Origin of the sequence: Cecembia lonarensis LW9, from assembly GCF_000298295.1 — a bacterium.
GTDB lineage: Bacteria > Bacteroidota > Bacteroidia > Cytophagales > Cyclobacteriaceae > Cecembia > Cecembia lonarensis.
In genome coordinates, this window is sequence record NZ_AMGM01000016.1 from 19,072 (window position 1) to 35,772 (window position 16,701).

Consider the following 16,701-nt stretch of genomic DNA (forward strand, 5'->3'; position numbering starts at 1 on the left):
AAAGCTATTGAAATTAAACTTGCGCCACCAAAGCCCTCATCTTCTCTAATCCGGTCTTAGCCACTGCTAAAGCATCCTGTTTCCAGTAATCCGGATTAAATAGCTCCAAGGATAGGACCTTCTTCCCTCCCATCGCCTTTAAGTCAGCTAATATTTCTTTCATAGGAGCGGCCCCATCTCCAGGGTAAACCCTATCCTTATCCTGCTGTTCGGCTCTGGGAATATGGGTGACAAAATCATTCATATGAAAAACTTCTATGACATGTCCTTGAACCATTTTCAAGCCATCATAGCCGGAACCTCCCCTAAACAAATGATAAATATCAGGAAGAATCCTTGCATCCTTATCATTGGCTACCGCTGCCACCATTAGGACTTGGCCCAAATGATGAAAGTATGGAAAAGCACCCCAAAACTCCAACTGAGGCATCACACCCGTTTTTCTTCCTAGATCCAAAAGCATTTTATAGCGCTCTCCTGCCTGAAACAAATCCAAGTCAGCATCCACTCCAAATGCGGGGGCTGCAACCCGTGTGCAATCTAAAGCGGCCAAAAGTTCCATTTCCTGCTCCATTTGATCAAAGCCGCCTTTTCTTTTAGTCTCATCATCTACCATCCAAGGGGCAAATCCAATCGCATTTTCAAATTTCAATCCGCTATCAGCGATAAGCTTTTTCAAACTGCCCACTGAATTCCCGGCCTTAATATATTCCTGAAGGTCCCTGATCCATAATTCCACTCCGTCATATCCAGCTCTTGCTGCAATATCAAGATAACCTTTCAGACCCGGTTGCTGCCCCATAATCGTACTGGTATTCAAACAAAAACTAAACTGAGCAGCTGCTTGGGCAGGACTGGCCTGCAATGCATTGGCTGTCAAAAAAGCACCGGCTCCAAGGCCCATTGATTTGATGGCATCTCGTCTGGATATCATGTAATTGAGGTTTTAGGTTTGATGGATAATCTTACATCAGAACTTAAAAATAAGCGAATTAACACTCAAGAATCAACCATTCATAAAAATATTCAGACTAAATCCATTTGAACTAAATTAATTTGGTAAATTAATTTTTGATCAGTTTTATCTTTTACATGAAAGCTCCTGTACTTGTGTTTTTTTTGGTGTTTTCCCCGTATATAAATGAGGTATTTTCCCAAAACGGTAACGGACTGGAGATCACTTACAGAAAGAACATTACTTTAGACCAAGAGGTAATCAGCGGGGGCTATTTTGTGGATCCTCCAAAGGAATATGAGGGCCATCCCTATTTTATCACCAGAAATTTTGAATCAAGCGAAATAACCATCAACGGTTTAAACTATAAAGGAGTACCCCTTTTATACAATATTTGGGAAGATCAGGTCTTGACCTTTCATCCCATCCACAAACAAAAAATATTGATCAGATCGGATAAAATTAATGCATTTACCCTTCAACTAGACACCTCGGTGTCATTTGTACGTTTGGAAGACAATCCATCTTATAGCCATCATGGCAGTGGCATTTATGAATCCCTTGGAGATGGCCCCGCAAGACTGTTGATCAAACATAGAAAGCTTACCCGATCAAAAAGGGAGGTCAGCATTTTCAGTAAAGAGTTTTATGAAGAGCAGGATTATTTTCTGAAAAAAAATGGGGAAATTCTCAAAGTAGCCAATAGAAAACAGGCCATAGATTTTTTAGCCTTGGAAAAGAAGGCTGTCAAGCGGTTAAGTAGAGCCTCTAATTTATATTTCAGGACAGACAAGAAAGATTACCTTTCCCTTTTGGTGGAACTTTATAATCAAGCGCAGGATGAAAAGAAATAAATTGCTCTTGATTATAATCTATTCATTGGTGATCAATTCACTCTTTCATGCCCCATCGCATGCCCAGGTCCAAGAAAAAATTTCTGGCTTATTTCCAGGAATACCTTTTCCAAGGTTTACCCAACAAGTGACTTCAATGACGGACTACCGTTTCTATTTTTCACCGGATGACCTTCAGGATTTTCAGGTCAACATCAGCGCAAAGGACAACACTTTATCACAAATTCTAGAGGCTGTTTTTGACCAAACAGATTTCAAATTCAGCATTGATAGTGAAGAAAGAGTATTTATCACCAAGCACCAACCCTTAGACCTTAAGCTGGCAAAGGACTTTTTTGAAAGGGGCAATTCGAAAGAAGATTTAGATAGTCTCAATCGGCAAACTGATATCGAGAGGGCTTATTCAAGAAATAAACTGTATGTAATCGGAAATCCTAGCAGCCAAAAAGAAGCCACTTTAAGCGGTAAAATTACCGGAATTGAAACCGGAAATCCTGTTTTCGGCGCTGTCGTTTTTGAAAGGGCTGAATACAGGCGGGCCATCAGCAATGAAGATGGATATTTCCAAATCTTGTTGCCGGTGGGAAGACATACCCTGTTTATTCAAAATCTGGGCGGCTTTATTGAACAAAGGCAAATCAGCCTTCAAGGAGATGGTATCCTGGATGTGGCCATTGAGGAAAATATCATTTCCCTGTCTGAGGTCACGGTAAGCTCTGACCGAATGACCAACGTTTCCCGTCCTGAGATGGGTGTTCAAAAATTAAATATACAGTCCATGAAAAAAATCCCGGCCATTTTGGGAGAAGTGGACGTCATCCGCTCCATACTTACTTTACCTGGAGTACAGACTGTTGGAGAAGCTTCGGTTGGATTTAATGTCAGGGGTGGTGCTGCTGACCAAAACCTTATTCTTTATAACCATAGTACCATTTATAACCCCTCTCATTTATTTGGTTTATTTTCTGCTTTTAATCCGGATGTTGTAGAATCAGTAGAGCTGTATAAAGCAGGTATTCCTGTCCAATATGGTGGCAGATTATCTTCCGTACTGGACATCAAAGCCAATTATGGCAATAATGAGAAAATACGGGTCACAGGAGGTATAGGCCTTCTGACGGGAAGATTGAGTGTAGATGGCCCAATTGGCGAACGCACCACTTTTTCCTTAGGCGCTAGAAGTACCTACTCGGATTGGCTCCTTCAGTTATTAGAAGAAAACACAGATTTCAATGATGGCAGGGCTTCATTTTATGACCTCAATTTCAGTATGTCCCATCAACTGAACAACAAAAACATTATCCGGGTCAATGCCTACAACAGCAATGACAACTTTAGATTTGATAGAGACACCACTTTCCGCTATGAAAACCTGAATTTCAATATAGGCTGGACACATTATTTCAATGAAAGGCTGGAAGCTGAATTGGTGCTTGGAAGGGACAATTATGCTTTTGGAATTGAAGGAAGGGACAATCCAAGCAATGCCTATGACTTTGGATTCAATATCAGGCAGGACTTCGCAAAAATACATTTCAACTACGATTACAATTTTAGGCATAAGTTCAATTTTGGCGTCCAAAGTACCCGATACAGGTTAAACCCAGGCAAAATCCAACCCTCAGGATTAGAATCAATCGTAGTTACAGAAGAAGTCAATCAGGAACATGCCCTGGAGAGTGCTTTTTATTTTGGAGACAACATTGAAATCAGTGAGCAATTAACCCTAAGTCTAGGGGGAAGATATGTGCTGTATCACTTTTTAGGACCAAATACCGGCAGGTTTTACACCCCCGGACTTCCTATTTCATCCACCACGCTCAGCAGAGAAGAAACCTTTAACCAAGGGGATGTGATTCAAACGTACCATGGTCCTGAATTCCGCATATCGGGCAGGTACATACTCAATAACATCTCTTCCATCAAGGCAGGATACAATACCGGAAGACAGTTTATCCATTTGGTTACCAATAATGCCGCCATCGCTCCAACGGATATTTGGAAGCTCAGTGACAACAATATCCTTCCTCAGTGGGGAGATCAAATATCTTTGGGATATTACAGGAACTTGAAGCTGGACAGGTATGAGTTTTCTGTAGAGACTTACCACAGAAGCCTTCGGAATCTTTTGGATTTCAGATCAGGAAGTACCTTGATTTTGAACAATACCGTAGAACAAGCTGTGGTTCGATCAGAGGGAAGGGCTTACGGAGCAGAAATACTGCTGAGAAAAAATACAGGCAAATTGAACGGTTGGGTGAGTTATACATATTCCAGGTCATTGTTGAGAACCGCAAAAGATGAAGAAGCAGAAAAAATCAACAATGGGGAATGGTATCCCAATAATTTTGATCAACCCCATAATGCGGTTTTGGTAGGCAATTATGAGTGGAGCAAAAGATTCAGTACGTCCATCAATGCCAATTACAGTACCGGAAGACCTATCACCCTACCAGTGGCCAAATTTCAATACGGAGGTTCTGAAAGGGTATTTTTCTCAGACAGAAATGCTTACAGAATCCCGGACTATTTTAGAATTGACCTTTCTGTCAACATAGAGGGCAACCATAAAGTCAGAAAACTGGCGCATTCTTCCTGGTCATTTGGGGTGTACAATTTGCTTGGAAGAAGGAATCCCTATTCCGTCTTTTTCACGCCGGTCAATGGCACATTGCAAGGTTATCAACTTTCGATATTTGCCCAACCAATTCCTTTCATCACTTACAATTTTAAAATCTGATGCGTATTTGTTCTCTCTTTAAATATGGCCTTTTTATTCTGGTTACCATGGTTTCCTGTAGAGATCCATTTGAGCCTGAACTGAGCGCATTTTCCACTGAAGTTCTGGTGGTAGAGGGCTTTATTGAATTGGAGGGTGAGTCTATTGTAAGATTGAGTAAAACCAGCCCGTTACAAAGTGAGATTACCGGGAATTTGGTTTCATCTGCATTTATCTCCTTAAGCGATGGGGAAGACAATAGGTGGGACTTTGTAGAATTAGAAGAAGGAATTTATTCATTGGAGGGGAGTTTTTCAGAAAACAGCACCTATTTTCTGCACATACAATTGAGAAATGGCCATACCTACAGGTCCGAACCCTTAATCCCGGTGATTAGTCCGGAAATTGAAGTTTTGGATTATATAAGGGATGAGGATGGTGTAGAAATTTTTGTCAGTACCCGAGGGACAGAGGCTGCGCAATATTTCTTATGGACTTTTGAAGAGCATTGGATCTTTCAGCCGGGGGTGGTATCCCAACTCATTTATGAAAATGGCACTGTAAGGCGGAGATCTGAACAGGAGCGCATTGACAGGTGCTGGGATAGCAACCTCAATCCCTCCATTGTACTTCAAAATGCGGCAAGGTTTGAGGACAATAGAATCCTTCAAAGGGAATTGGTCCGTATCCCGAATCTATCTGAAAAACTGACACAACGGTATAGCATTGAAGTGCGGCAAATGGCCATAGATCAATCTGCCTTTGATTTTTGGGACATTTTGAGAAGGAATTCCGAAGATGTGGGAGGTATTTTCAGTCCTCTTCCTTCTTTGATCAATGGAAACATCCAAAGCCTTTCCGAAGAAGTACCACAAGCAATCGGACATATAAGTATGGGAAAAACCAGCACAAAAAGGATATACATTGATTTAGATGATGTATTTCCATGGCCGGTATTCATTCCTGAATATGAGTTTTGCTTTGTACTCAACGATACTATCCCTCCGAATTTAGTCAGCACTCAATTCGCCTCTGGCAACCTTATTCCAGCCAGGGATATTTTTAACCAAATGGGGGCTTTATTAGGTTACAGGGCTTCCAACCGTGCCTGTACAGATTGCACTTTAAGAGGGACCAATGTCAGACCTGAATTTTGGGAGGACCAACAATGAAACCATTGAAACTGATTTTACTCTTTTTTGTAAGTTTTAGCGCTTTTGGCCAATCTTTGGAAAAAGAAGAAGTCTTTGCACATATTTCCAAAAATATCAGTCTGGTCAACGAACAAATTTGGTTCTACCTTTCGGTGAGCAATAATGATCAAGCCAGCCCCTCTAAAATTGCTTATGCAGAAATCATAGACAGAGAGAGCCTGCCAGTTATGCAGTTGATCATCCCTTTGCATCAGGGAAGGGCTGAAGGCGTATTGGAAATACCACCACACCTAGAATCTGACCACTATCTCCTACGGTTTTATACAAGAATTAGCCCTCTCAATGAGAAAAGTGACAAAGGTGTTTTCAATCAAATGATCACCATTATCAATCCTAAAAAAGGGCCCATTTCACCAAGGCAAAAGCAATCTCAAAAAACATACAAATTCCAAAGAGCCGGAGTTTTTCATATTTCGGAAAGTAGCGTAAGGAAAAATTCTGAAAATATTTTGACTCAAACTACCCTCCAAGATCCGTACTGTATTTCAATTGCGATAGAAAACCCTTTTCTTCCTGAAGATTTTCAAGGCTTCATCGGACAGGAAATCTACCAACCTTTGGATGAAAAAAATACAGTGATCCCAGAGCTATACGGACATATCGTCCATGGGAAAAATCTTGATCAGATGGCTGATCCCACAGAAACTTTTTTCCTTTCTGCACATGGAAGACAATCCGTACTGCATTCAGCTAATCCTGACCAAGAGGGCAACATGTTTTTCGAACTTGGCCCCCTGAAGGCATATGACTTTTTAATTGCCCAGTCCCTAAATTATGAAAAACAGCTCAATTTTGCTCCCCAATCCCCTTTTTGGAACCTAAGATTGAAGGATGATTTAATTTTTCCATCGCTCGAGTTGAATGAAAAAGATCGGGAATTTTTGGAAGTATTGATTTTGGCTGCCCAGCTCAACCCACACTTTATCCCCGAGAAAGCACCTGAACCACAGCCCATTGTCACGGGCTTGGTGGCAGATAAAACCTACTTCCTGGATGATTATTCCCGCTTTGAAAATATGGAAACCACCCTTAGGGAATATGTCCCTGAGGTACTGGTCCGAAGACAAAATCGTAAGACCGTTTTTAAATTGCTCAACAGCCCATTAAATGGCCTTTTTCAAGAAAACCCCCTCATCTTGATTGATGCGATGCCAGTATTTGACACCGATGCTTTGGCAAAATTTGATCCAAAGGATATAGAAAAATTAGAAGTACTCACTAGGGAATTCTCATTTAATGAAGACAAGTTTGCCGGAGTAATGAGTTTGACCTCATTCCAAAATGATTTTGGGAAATTCGAACTCCCTACAAACTCCTTGTACTTGAATTACTGGCCGATATTAAAGCCCAAAAAACTTGAAACACCACACTTTAATCCAAACATAGGTGTAGCCAACTACCCTGATTTCAGGAGCTGCCTGATTTGGCACACAACCCAATCCGCTGAGCAACTCAAATTTTACACTTCAGAAATCACTGGTAAATACGAAATAACGGTATCCTTTTTCAATGAAAACGGCATACCTCAATCTTTTAAAACCAATATAGAGGTAATCGATTAATTATCCTTTTTACCTAGCTCTTTGGTCATAAAATCCTGTAGTTTCGCTTTATAAGCCCTGGCATCTTCTGCATATTTAGGGGTCAACGTCTGCTTTTCCGGAAAACTCTCCATATGCAAAGTTTGTGTAGGGAACGCAAACCTTACCCCCAATGAATTGGCCAATTTCACAATTTGAATAAGAATTTCATGTCTGCACCTCAATTCTTCCGGCCAGGTAGGCACTTCAAAGAAGATGTAAAACATGATGTCCTGGCTGTATGAAGAAAGATTATTGAAATAAACATTGTAATAATCCTTTCTGGTATCAGGGTGATTGGCAACAATCTGCTTCAACCCTTCCACAAAGGCTTCTACCAAATGAGGAGGCGTATCATAAGTGATGGTCAGTGTGGTGAAAAACCTCCGGTACTGTCGTAGCCCGTGGTTGTCAATAGTTGCGTCTGCTATTTTGCCATTGGGGATATACATGACCGAATTTCTAAAGGTCCTTACCCTAGTGGATCTAAAACCAACCTCTTCCACAGTCCCATCAACATCTCCTGAAGTAATCCAATCCCCTACTTGGAAGGGTTTATCAATAAATATCATGATGGAACCAAAAAAATTCTTGATGGTATCTTGGGCAGCCAAAGCAAACGCCAAACCTCCTATGGACAGTCCGGTAAGGAAGGGTACAATATCTACCTCAAGTCCTTCCTTCAAGACAAACAACGTACCTACGATCACTACAAATGCCTTCAATGTTTTTCTCAGTAAAGGCACCAACTGGTCATCTAACGTGGATTCTGTTTTCTGAGCCAGCCTGGCAAAATACAGTGCAACGATATCTACAATCTTGTAAAACACAATGGTAACCACCAATGGCTTGGCTGCATTCAGAAGCTTTAGAACCATTGAAACTACTTCAATTGGGAGCTGGAGCAATCTGATAAAAAGTGAAGAGATGACTATTATTAGATAAATACTGGTAATCCTAGCTACGGGAAGCAGGTATTTTTCGCCCACATAGCCATAACCCAAGCGTCTAATTACATAAAGGAACCCTCTATCGAGTAAAAATGTCATCAATTTATGGGCTACAAAAAGGCTCAAGATCAATAGAAACAGTCCGGCGAGTTGCCAAAAATGAAGGCCTAAGTAAACTTCATTTCCCATTTTGGGAAGGATATTTAACAAGCGATCAGTCCCATATGGGTAGGTTTCTTTATGCATTTCGTCAATGTTGGAAACCGTAAAGGCACTGAACTTCCATTCTCCATTAATTTTTTCCAGGTATACCATGGGAAGTCTCCTGGTATCGAAAAAGAATCTGGCTTGGTTGGTATATAGTGAGTCAATATAATTAGGATCATTCGGCACTTCTGAGATTTTGACATACACACCGTTTCCATCAAAAATCTGCTTGAGTTTTACCGCCAACCTTTCGGCTTTTGCTTGATCTTTATCCTCTAAAAAAAGTGCACCTGCAGCAACTTTGGGATCATAATTATCCTCTCTGAGGTTATAAAAAAAGGTCAACGTAGTATGGTATGGACTGCTCAAGCTTTGATAATCAGACTCCTCCAAAGGAATGAGTTGATCATCTAATATTACCTGGGCAGATAGTATTGAACTGATGAAAAATGTGAGTACAAAAAGTGTAAAATCTAATTTCAAATGAGGCATAACTTAACTTTTAACTTTCGCAAAGGTAATAACTCCTGCAAAAAGAGGGAAACAAAAAGAAAAAAGAGGTTTGTCATTCATTATCCCTCAGGTTTTCTACGGAATAAACTATTATTACAATGGCAGCCTATATTCAGAAAATCTATTTCCAGAAACCGTGAATATGATATAGTCATTTTGGCTTCCTGAATACCTGATCACTACTTGATTTTCACCAGTAATCGGCAAAGTATTCAGTAGAGACCCTTCTAGGTTGTAGAGGTAGATGAATTCCTGATTTTTGTCTATGATGACAAATATATTTTTATCGGTACCGAAAGAAAAAAACTGAAAATCCAGCTCCTCTGAAAATATATCCACATTAAACAATGTTTGGTATTCATTATTCAGGACCGTCACCTTATTATATTCATGGACCACAAATAAGTACCGGTCCTCTTTTTGGTCTTTGATCAGCGCAAACTTACTCTCTCTATCAGGACGTAAAAGCTGGTTTCTGTAAGTAAGTTCACCTCTCAAGTTGACCTGTACCACTTCTCCATCAGTAGTAATGGTAACCAATCGGCTTTCTTTAGCGCTTCCCCTTTCCAAAAGTATATAATCCGACGAAAGCCCATTCCCTAGTCTGATGGGGCTTCCATGCTCTGGTTCTCCCCGACGGTTGAAGAAATACAATTCCCCTGCAGAAGACAGCGCTACCATTCTATCCCCTACTCCGGCTATTCTATGGTGTGCTGGTTTTACAGCAGTGGGGGCACTGATAACTTTAGGATCCCATCCTTCCAAAAGAGTTCCGTTTTTATCCAAGAGAAATAACTTCCCTTCAGCTGTACCAATAAAAAACCTGTAATCCCTGGTGTTGTTATAATCTACTAGGTTCAGGTGAACTATCGTTTCGTCCAAAATGCTAATGGGATAACCCGGTATCATATTCCCAAGTCGATCAATAATATACAATTGGTTTTCTGTAGCAAAAAGCAGTTGAAGTTTACCATTCTTATAAAAATCCACTTGAAAGATTTCCGAAACAATAGGCCCATCCAATGGGTATCCAAAGACTTGTTCTCCTTCGGCTGATAATAGAAATAGGTTATGCTCAAGGTCCTGCAAAACGAATTCCTGACTACGATCTATAAAATTCTGAACGATGACAGGTCCATAAGTCAATCTATTCTGGAATTGGACAGAGCGGTTTTCTGTCAAAAGCACATCCTGAACGGCCTTAATGGGAGCCAAATTGTAACCCCATTCCATAATAACCTGATTGCCTTTATCCTTTTGCCTGACTTTAAAGCTTAGCAAATCCATAGATTTGAGTTGGGGCGCATATTTTTGAAAAAAAGGTTGCCAGTTGGGCGAACTCTTTTCTAAAACTGCCGACCAGAATCTAGGTATAGGCAGAAGGAAATGATACCCGAATTCTTCATTTAAGTTATCCAGCATCACTTTTTGATTTAATGATTTACCCCAAGTATTGTCATTATTCACATCATCTATGAACAATTTCATGGACTTGCTGCTATTTGAAAAAACAAGGATATCGTCCACCACGGTAATATAAGTGTCAGGAAAACCTTGAAATTTTCCTCCAAAAAGATGTGCTGGAAAATCCTCATTAGAAATCATGAAAATTTCCTGTTGCTGATAATAGTCAGTGGGGAGTATTTCTCCTTCTGAACGGATAAGGTTCAGTGCAAATGAATTGAGAAGCTCTTTTTGTTGCTCAATGGACCTTGTTTGTACCAAAAGTACTTTGTCGAGTGGTTCATTGGGTATGCGTTCAAAAAGAATAAATGCCAGTTCACCCGTTAGATTTTTAAAAAAACCTTTTTCAACCAACTCTTTCTGGATGTCTCCTTTTAAGGTACTGGTAAACTCAAACCCATCATCCTCCATTGTTTTCAGTTGAATCAAGTCTGCTAAATGGTACTGGTGCAAGACTGCAGTTCGGTTACTGATGAGGTTTTGAAACTTTTTAATCTCACCGCCTGCAGCAGTGGAAAAATCCAAGGCTTTTCCATCGGGAAAAAAAGCACTTCCTTCCATGACAATCTTACTGTCAACAAATTTTAATTCTAAATTGGCAGTAATCCCTCTTCTTGAAAAGGATTGAATCATCCCGAGATCAGTATCTCTGGTAATGCCACTTAGAATTCTAGCAAACCCTGGAGAAGAAAGCCTGAAAACACCCAGGCCTTTTGGATTAGGAAGTGCATCAAAGAGGGCATTATGGGCAGACTTGAAATTTGAAAGATTACCTCCCTGGGCATAACGGATAGCTTCTTCTATCAAAAATGAACTGTAACTGGCAACAAAAACATTTCCAAGGAGCGTATAACTAAGGTTTCTTTCCAGATCAAGACTTTGAAACTCTTTAATTTGGACATTACTATAACTTCGGGTATTAATCCTTGAAAGTTCAGGCAGGTTATCCTCCAGGTCTTTCAATATTTCCAATCCCAATTTATCATTAAAAGCTATGGTATATAAAAAATCAAATTCCTCCTTGCCAACAGGGTGCAGAGATATCACAAACTGATTCCCTTTCAGTGCTCTTTCCAGCCTGCCACTTTTCCCGAGCACACTATCCAATGCCATAATTTGAACCTGTGCCTGATCCAAGGCCGGCAACTCTGCCAACCGTTCCCAAAATGGCTGTGTCACCAATTGGTTCCAAGCCATAACAGGTTCAGTAGTTTCAAAAACGAGTACAGCCTCAGAAGATACTAGTTCCAAGGCATTTCTCTTTGAGGAAAGCGATAATCCAAATTTGTTTATGTAAAATATTGCGCCCAGAATGACTGATATTAAAAGCAGCCCTATTAAAATTTTCTTATTGCTCACTTAATACTTTTTTTGATTGAGAAAACTGGAAATCAAAATAAATAAAAAAATCCCGATTAAAAACCGGGATTTAATATTCTGATTGCTAGGAATTATTTCCCTGATAATTTATCCAGTACATCCATCACTTCTTTTACATGTCCCCTAGAAACTTCCAAAAGGGCTTTTTCTTCCTCATTGAGGTCAAGTTCGATGACTTTCTCGACTCCATTTCTGCCCAAAATAACCGGAACTCCCAAATAGCAATCATCAATACCATACTCTCCATCCAATTTGATGCAAACTGGGAACACCCTATTTTGATTTTTCAAAATGGCTTCTACCATCTGTGCAGATGCTGAACCTGGAGCATACCATGCAGAAGTTCCCATAAGTTTCACCAATTCACCACCTCCAAATTTAGTTCTTTCGATGATGGCATCCAGCTTTTCCTTTCCAATCAGCTCAGTGACAGGTATTCCAGCTACAGTGGTATATCTTGGGAGTGGAACCATGGTATCTCCATGCCCACCCATAAGAATTGCCTGGATTTCTTTAGGTGAAATGTTTAATTCTTCTGCTATGAAAGCCCTATATCTGGCTGTATCAAGAATACCCGCCATCCCAATTACTTTAGTTCTAGGAAGCTTTGAAGTGATATGGGCCTGATAAGTCATCACGTCCAGTGGGTTGGAAACCACGATGATAATAGCATCAGGTGAATGCTTGATGACATTTTCAGTAACAGACTTCACGATTCCGGCATTGGTTTCGATAAGATCATCTCTGGTCATCCCTGGCTTTCTGGGCAAACCCGAAGTAATAACGACCACATCGGAATTTGCTGTTTTACTGTAGTCATTGGTACTACCGATGGTTCTGCTATCGTATTGATTGATTGGAGCTTTCTGCCAAATATCCAAGGCTTTACCTTCTGCTACGCCTTCCTTGATGTCTACCAAAACGATTTGTTCAGCAACTTCTCTGTATGCCAAAACATCGGCACAGGTTGCTCCCACATTTCCGGCACCTACTACGGTTACTTTTGTCATGATTATGGATTTATTTAAGTTGATACATTGAATTTCAAAAGAAGCGCTAATTTATTAAAGAAAGAACATTTTCTAAAACAATCCTGCTGATTCCTCGGGCTTAGAAAGCAGATACTTGCTAATTGATATAGACAAAGAATAAATGACTATCTGATCTCTTCTTTATTCCTGTCAAACATCTCTTGAAGATTGAAAAAGCCAAAGGAATTTTTGTAAGATTTAAACAGCCTTTTATTGTTTTGATTATAAAATTCAGCCAAGGATGACATCATTTTAGCTTTTATTTTAGGATTACTGTCAAACACTTCCTGAACAGCAAAATGTGGGACTACCAAAAGCTCAGCCTCTTCCGAAGCCACAATAGCCGTATATATTCTTGTAACGTTATCCAGTAAAGAGTTTTCGCCAAAGGCTTCAGTTTTATTCACTTCGTTGATCACTTCAAAGTTTGCTTTGATATCTATCGTGAGATGAATCCTGCCTGATTTAACGACATATAGGGCCTGACTGGGGTCCCCCGCGAAAAAAACCACCTCATTTCTCCTGTATTTTCGGTAATGAAGTGCCGGTAAAAACCTGGCCATTTCCATGTTTTTCAGTTTTTCAAAAAGGTTAACTTGTGATAAAAACTGAAAAGTTTCTAACTCACTGACGCTAAAGGTTCTAGAAAACGGGTTGATCATACCTTAATCTTTTTCAAATATAAAATATTTTTGCTTTCAGCTTCACATTTATAACGATCGCTGATCCTGTGACCTACGAGCCATACGATATCTTGCCCGGACAACACAACCGCTATCTTTTCTTTTTCCAACAAAGGTAATTTGAGGTCAATTAGGATGTCCGATATTTTCTTTTCTGATTTCATTCCCAAGGGAACCATCCTATCACCAGTCCTCCATTTTCTAACGCTAAGTGGAAAGGAAAGTTTGTCTAAATCCAACATCGCATTTGTTTTATTCCTGTCCAAAGGAAAATCCTGTTCTACACGAAGTATATCGTATACATCACCTTGGATAGCAAACCTTATTTCATCCTTATGGATTTCAAAAGGTTGCCAATCTTGACCTTTTTCACCTAAAATCAATTCTTCCCTATCCAGATTAATGGTATAATTACCTGCATGAAACACTTTCCCTACGACTCGATTTTGTGCACTATGCATAATATCCTCAATATCAGCTGGACCAAAACCGTAATCCCTAAGCCAATAAAATAAAAAGGAATGGCTTCCTGGCAAAGTCAAGAAATCCCGGACACTTAAAAGCTGATACGGCCCCTCTTGCCTGATGTACTTTCCTTTCCAGTCCTGATACAGATAGAAGAATGCTTTTCCCGTATCCTTAACCCTTTGAAAACTTTGCCCCATCATGGACAACCCAGCGGGAAACTTTTGCTCAATCAAAGGTAAAATCTGATTTCTAATGAAATTCCTTTTATACTTATCCTGTATGTTTGAGCTATCTTCTCGCCAATCATATTGGTTTTCAAGCATAAACTGAGATATTTCAGTTTTTCTAAATGGTAGCAAAGGCCTAATGATCATTCCTCTCCGATCAGACATCCCATAAACCCCTTCAATACCTGAACCTCTCAAAAGATTCAATAAAACTGTCTCCAATTGATCTTCAAAATGATGTGCAACCAAAATTCCCTGTAAGGACCGCTCCTTCAACAGCTCTTCAAACCACTGATAACGAATTTCTCTTGCAGTCATCTGCACCGAAGCACCTTGTTTTGAAAAAGCTTTATCATCAACCCGCATTAGATGAACAATCACACCCCATTTGAGCCCAAGTTTTTTAACAAAAAATTCATCCCCATCACTTTCCTCTCCTCTTAGACCAAAATTGACATGAGCGATTTCAAAGCAAACTCCCGCCTCAATTAACAAATATCCCAGTGCAACACTATCCATACCTCCACTGACGGCTAATAAATAATTGCTACTTTGATCAAAAAGATTTTTTTGCCGTATATGTTCGATAAAAGCGCTTACCATAACCCAAAAATATCATTTTTGGCTAATTTTGTCGCCGACCTTTACTGACAATGATAAAAAAGACGCTCATTTTCTTGATCAGCTCATTCGTTTTGATGTGGAACTGCATTTTCGCCCAGCAAAGTAATTTGCTCGAAATCCAGCAAGCTGACCTTTTACAGGGAGCGAGTGGCTTTGAGCGTTTGATCAATAATGTGCGTATGAAGCACCAAAATTCATTGATTTATTGTGATTCTGCCCATTTTTTCAGAGCTGACAACATGGCGAAATTATACGGCAGGGTAAGAATCGTTGATACAGAGGATCCAGTGGTTACGACCAGCCGTTATGCGGAGTATGACGGTTTTACCAAAATAGCCAAATTGAGAAATAATGTGGTCTTAAAAAACGAAGAAACTACGTTATACACTGACTTTTTGGATTATAATAGGGAAACGGGCATGGCCAATTATTTTAATAATGGCAAAGTGGTAGATTCTACCAATGTACTTACAAGCATCAATGCGGTCTATGATACAAGGGCAGAAAAAATAACTTTTACGGAGGATGTAATTTTGGTTAACCCGGATTACACCATGAAGACCAATTTCCTGATTTACATGACTGTTCCAAAAACGGCGGAGACTGTAGGCATAACCAATATTTTATCAGCAGAAGGAGATCGGTTGAATGCAGTAAAAGGTAGCTTTTATGATACTGAAAGAAAACAGTTTCGCTTTTTTGAGGGAGAAGTAGAAACTGAAACCAATAAGATTTATGCAGATTATTTGTTTTATGATGAGCTGGCAAAATACTATGAAGGCCGAAGCAATGTAAGTATGCTGAACAAAGAAAGGGAAGTGGAGATTTTTGGAGAAGAGGGCAAATATTGGGAAGACAGGAAATACAGTTTGGTCTATGGCAATGCCCTGGTGCAGAAATACTTTGAGATGGATACGCTCTATTTGATTGCTGACACGCTCATATCACAAGATAGTGAAGATGTTACCCAAAGGCACCTATTGGCGTTCAATAAAGTTAAAATGATCAAGTCAGATCTTTATGGAGTAGCGGACTCTTTGGCCTATATTTATTCAGACTCCACTGTTTACCTGTATGAGGATCCGGTAATGTGGAACAATAAAAGTCAGATTACAGCTGACAGCGTAAGTTTTTTGATTGCTAATGAGGAGATTGATCGGATATACCTGAACAGAAGAGCTTTTAACATTACCAAAGATACCTTGGGAAACTTTAACCAGATTAAGGGGAGAAAAATGACCGGTTATTTTTCAGAAGGCCAAATCAGCAGGTTTCATGTAGAGGGTAATGGTGAATCGATTTATTTTGACATCATAGGTGACTCCGTCTTAAGAGGTATGAACAAAATGCTCTGCGCCAATATCATGATGTTTTTTGAGGAGGGCAATATCAAAAAAATCAATTGGCTTGTTAAACCGGAAGGGGCATTTAATCCTCCCCATATGATTGAGGAAGATGATAAAAGACTAGAAGGTTTTGTCTGGAGGGAAGATGAAAAACCAAGCATGGAAACAATTTTTTCATGGCGCACCCCTAAAAGAAGGGAGAGGCCAACAGACAATTTGTTTGATAGACCAGATGTAATTATACCTATGCCTTCAGAGGATGAAATACAAAAATTATTGGAGGAAAAGACCAAATCCAAGAAGGAAAATAATTCAGAGGAGCTCAGAGTAGAAGATTGATTTTTCGGAACGAAATTTGCCAAAAAAAATTTTAAGGGGGTTAACAAAATTTAACCGGATTTTACCAAAAAGTTCAAATCATTTTGGTAAATTTAAACGTAATAGAAATAGAATCAGTAATATATAAACTGAAAGCTTATTGGAAAA

At 39.7% G+C, this 16,701-nt stretch carries 11 protein-coding genes; 5 read left to right on the forward strand and 6 right to left on the reverse strand.

Annotation, left to right across the window (positions count from 1 at the left end; all coding sequences use genetic code 11):
- Nucleotides 1-13 precede the first annotated feature (13 nt).
- Nucleotides 14-934, reverse strand: a complete 921-nt coding sequence (locus tag B879_RS07165; RefSeq protein WP_009184489.1) for a sugar phosphate isomerase/epimerase family protein — start codon at nt 932-934, stop codon at nt 14-16.
- Between the two features lie 158 nt (nt 935-1,092).
- On the opposite strand from B879_RS07165, the gene B879_RS07170 reads away from it, so the two are divergent.
- Genes B879_RS07170 through B879_RS07185 form a run of 4 tightly spaced genes read left to right on the forward strand, consistent with a single transcriptional unit; the run spans nt 1,093 to nt 7,304 of the window.
- Complete coding sequence (locus tag B879_RS07170; RefSeq protein ID WP_009184490.1) at nt 1,093-1,809, forward strand: hypothetical protein; 717 nt, start codon at nt 1,093-1,095, stop codon at nt 1,807-1,809.
- Nucleotides 1,796-4,549, forward strand: a complete 2,754-nt coding sequence (locus tag B879_RS07175; RefSeq protein WP_009184491.1) for a TonB-dependent receptor — start codon at nt 1,796-1,798, stop codon at nt 4,547-4,549. The genes B879_RS07170 and B879_RS07175 overlap by 14 nt, the downstream gene beginning before the upstream one ends.
- The gene (locus B879_RS07180) at nt 4,549-5,700 is read left to right on the forward strand and encodes a DUF4249 domain-containing protein (RefSeq protein WP_009184492.1); all 1,152 of its coding nucleotides are present in this window, start codon (nt 4,549-4,551) and stop codon (nt 5,698-5,700) included. Before B879_RS07175 ends, B879_RS07180 begins: the two co-directional genes overlap by 1 nt.
- On the forward strand, nt 5,697-7,304 hold the full coding sequence (locus B879_RS07185; protein WP_009184493.1) for a hypothetical protein: 1,608 nt from the start codon (nt 5,697-5,699) through the stop codon (nt 7,302-7,304). The genes B879_RS07180 and B879_RS07185 overlap by 4 nt, the downstream gene beginning before the upstream one ends.
- Here B879_RS07185 and B879_RS07190 read toward each other — a convergent pair.
- From B879_RS07190 to tilS, 5 genes are all read right to left on the reverse strand, one after another.
- Nucleotides 7,301-8,971, reverse strand: coding sequence for a mechanosensitive ion channel family protein (locus B879_RS07190; RefSeq protein ID WP_009184494.1), 1,671 nt, complete (start codon nt 8,969-8,971; stop codon nt 7,301-7,303). The two genes, B879_RS07185 and B879_RS07190, sit on opposite strands and share 4 nt — an antisense overlap.
- Before the next feature lie 114 nt (nt 8,972-9,085).
- Nucleotides 9,086-11,707 carry a hypothetical protein gene (locus tag B879_RS07195; RefSeq protein WP_238542101.1) on the reverse strand — a complete coding sequence of 874 codons (2,622 nt, stop codon included), beginning with the start codon at nt 11,705-11,707 and terminating at the stop codon, nt 9,086-9,088.
- Nucleotides 11,708-11,907: 200 nt separating this feature from the next.
- Nucleotides 11,908-12,846: a malate dehydrogenase gene (gene mdh / locus B879_RS07200; protein ID WP_009184496.1), complete on the reverse strand. Its 939-nt coding sequence runs from the start codon at nt 12,844-12,846 to the stop codon at nt 11,908-11,910.
- A 146-nt stretch (nt 12,847-12,992) separates the two neighbouring features.
- Nucleotides 12,993-13,529, reverse strand: coding sequence for a Crp/Fnr family transcriptional regulator (locus tag B879_RS07205; protein ID WP_009184497.1), 537 nt, complete (start codon nt 13,527-13,529; stop codon nt 12,993-12,995).
- On the reverse strand, nt 13,526-14,848 hold the full coding sequence (gene tilS, locus B879_RS07210) for a tRNA lysidine(34) synthetase TilS (RefSeq protein WP_009184498.1): 1,323 nt from the start codon (nt 14,846-14,848) through the stop codon (nt 13,526-13,528). Before tilS ends, B879_RS07205 begins: the two co-directional genes overlap by 4 nt.
- 50 nt (nt 14,849-14,898) lie before the next feature.
- Between tilS and B879_RS07215 the strand changes: the two genes are divergently transcribed.
- Complete coding sequence (locus tag B879_RS07215) at nt 14,899-16,554, forward strand: OstA-like protein (protein WP_009184499.1); 1,656 nt, start codon at nt 14,899-14,901, stop codon at nt 16,552-16,554.
- Nucleotides 16,555-16,701: the final 147 nt, after the last annotated feature.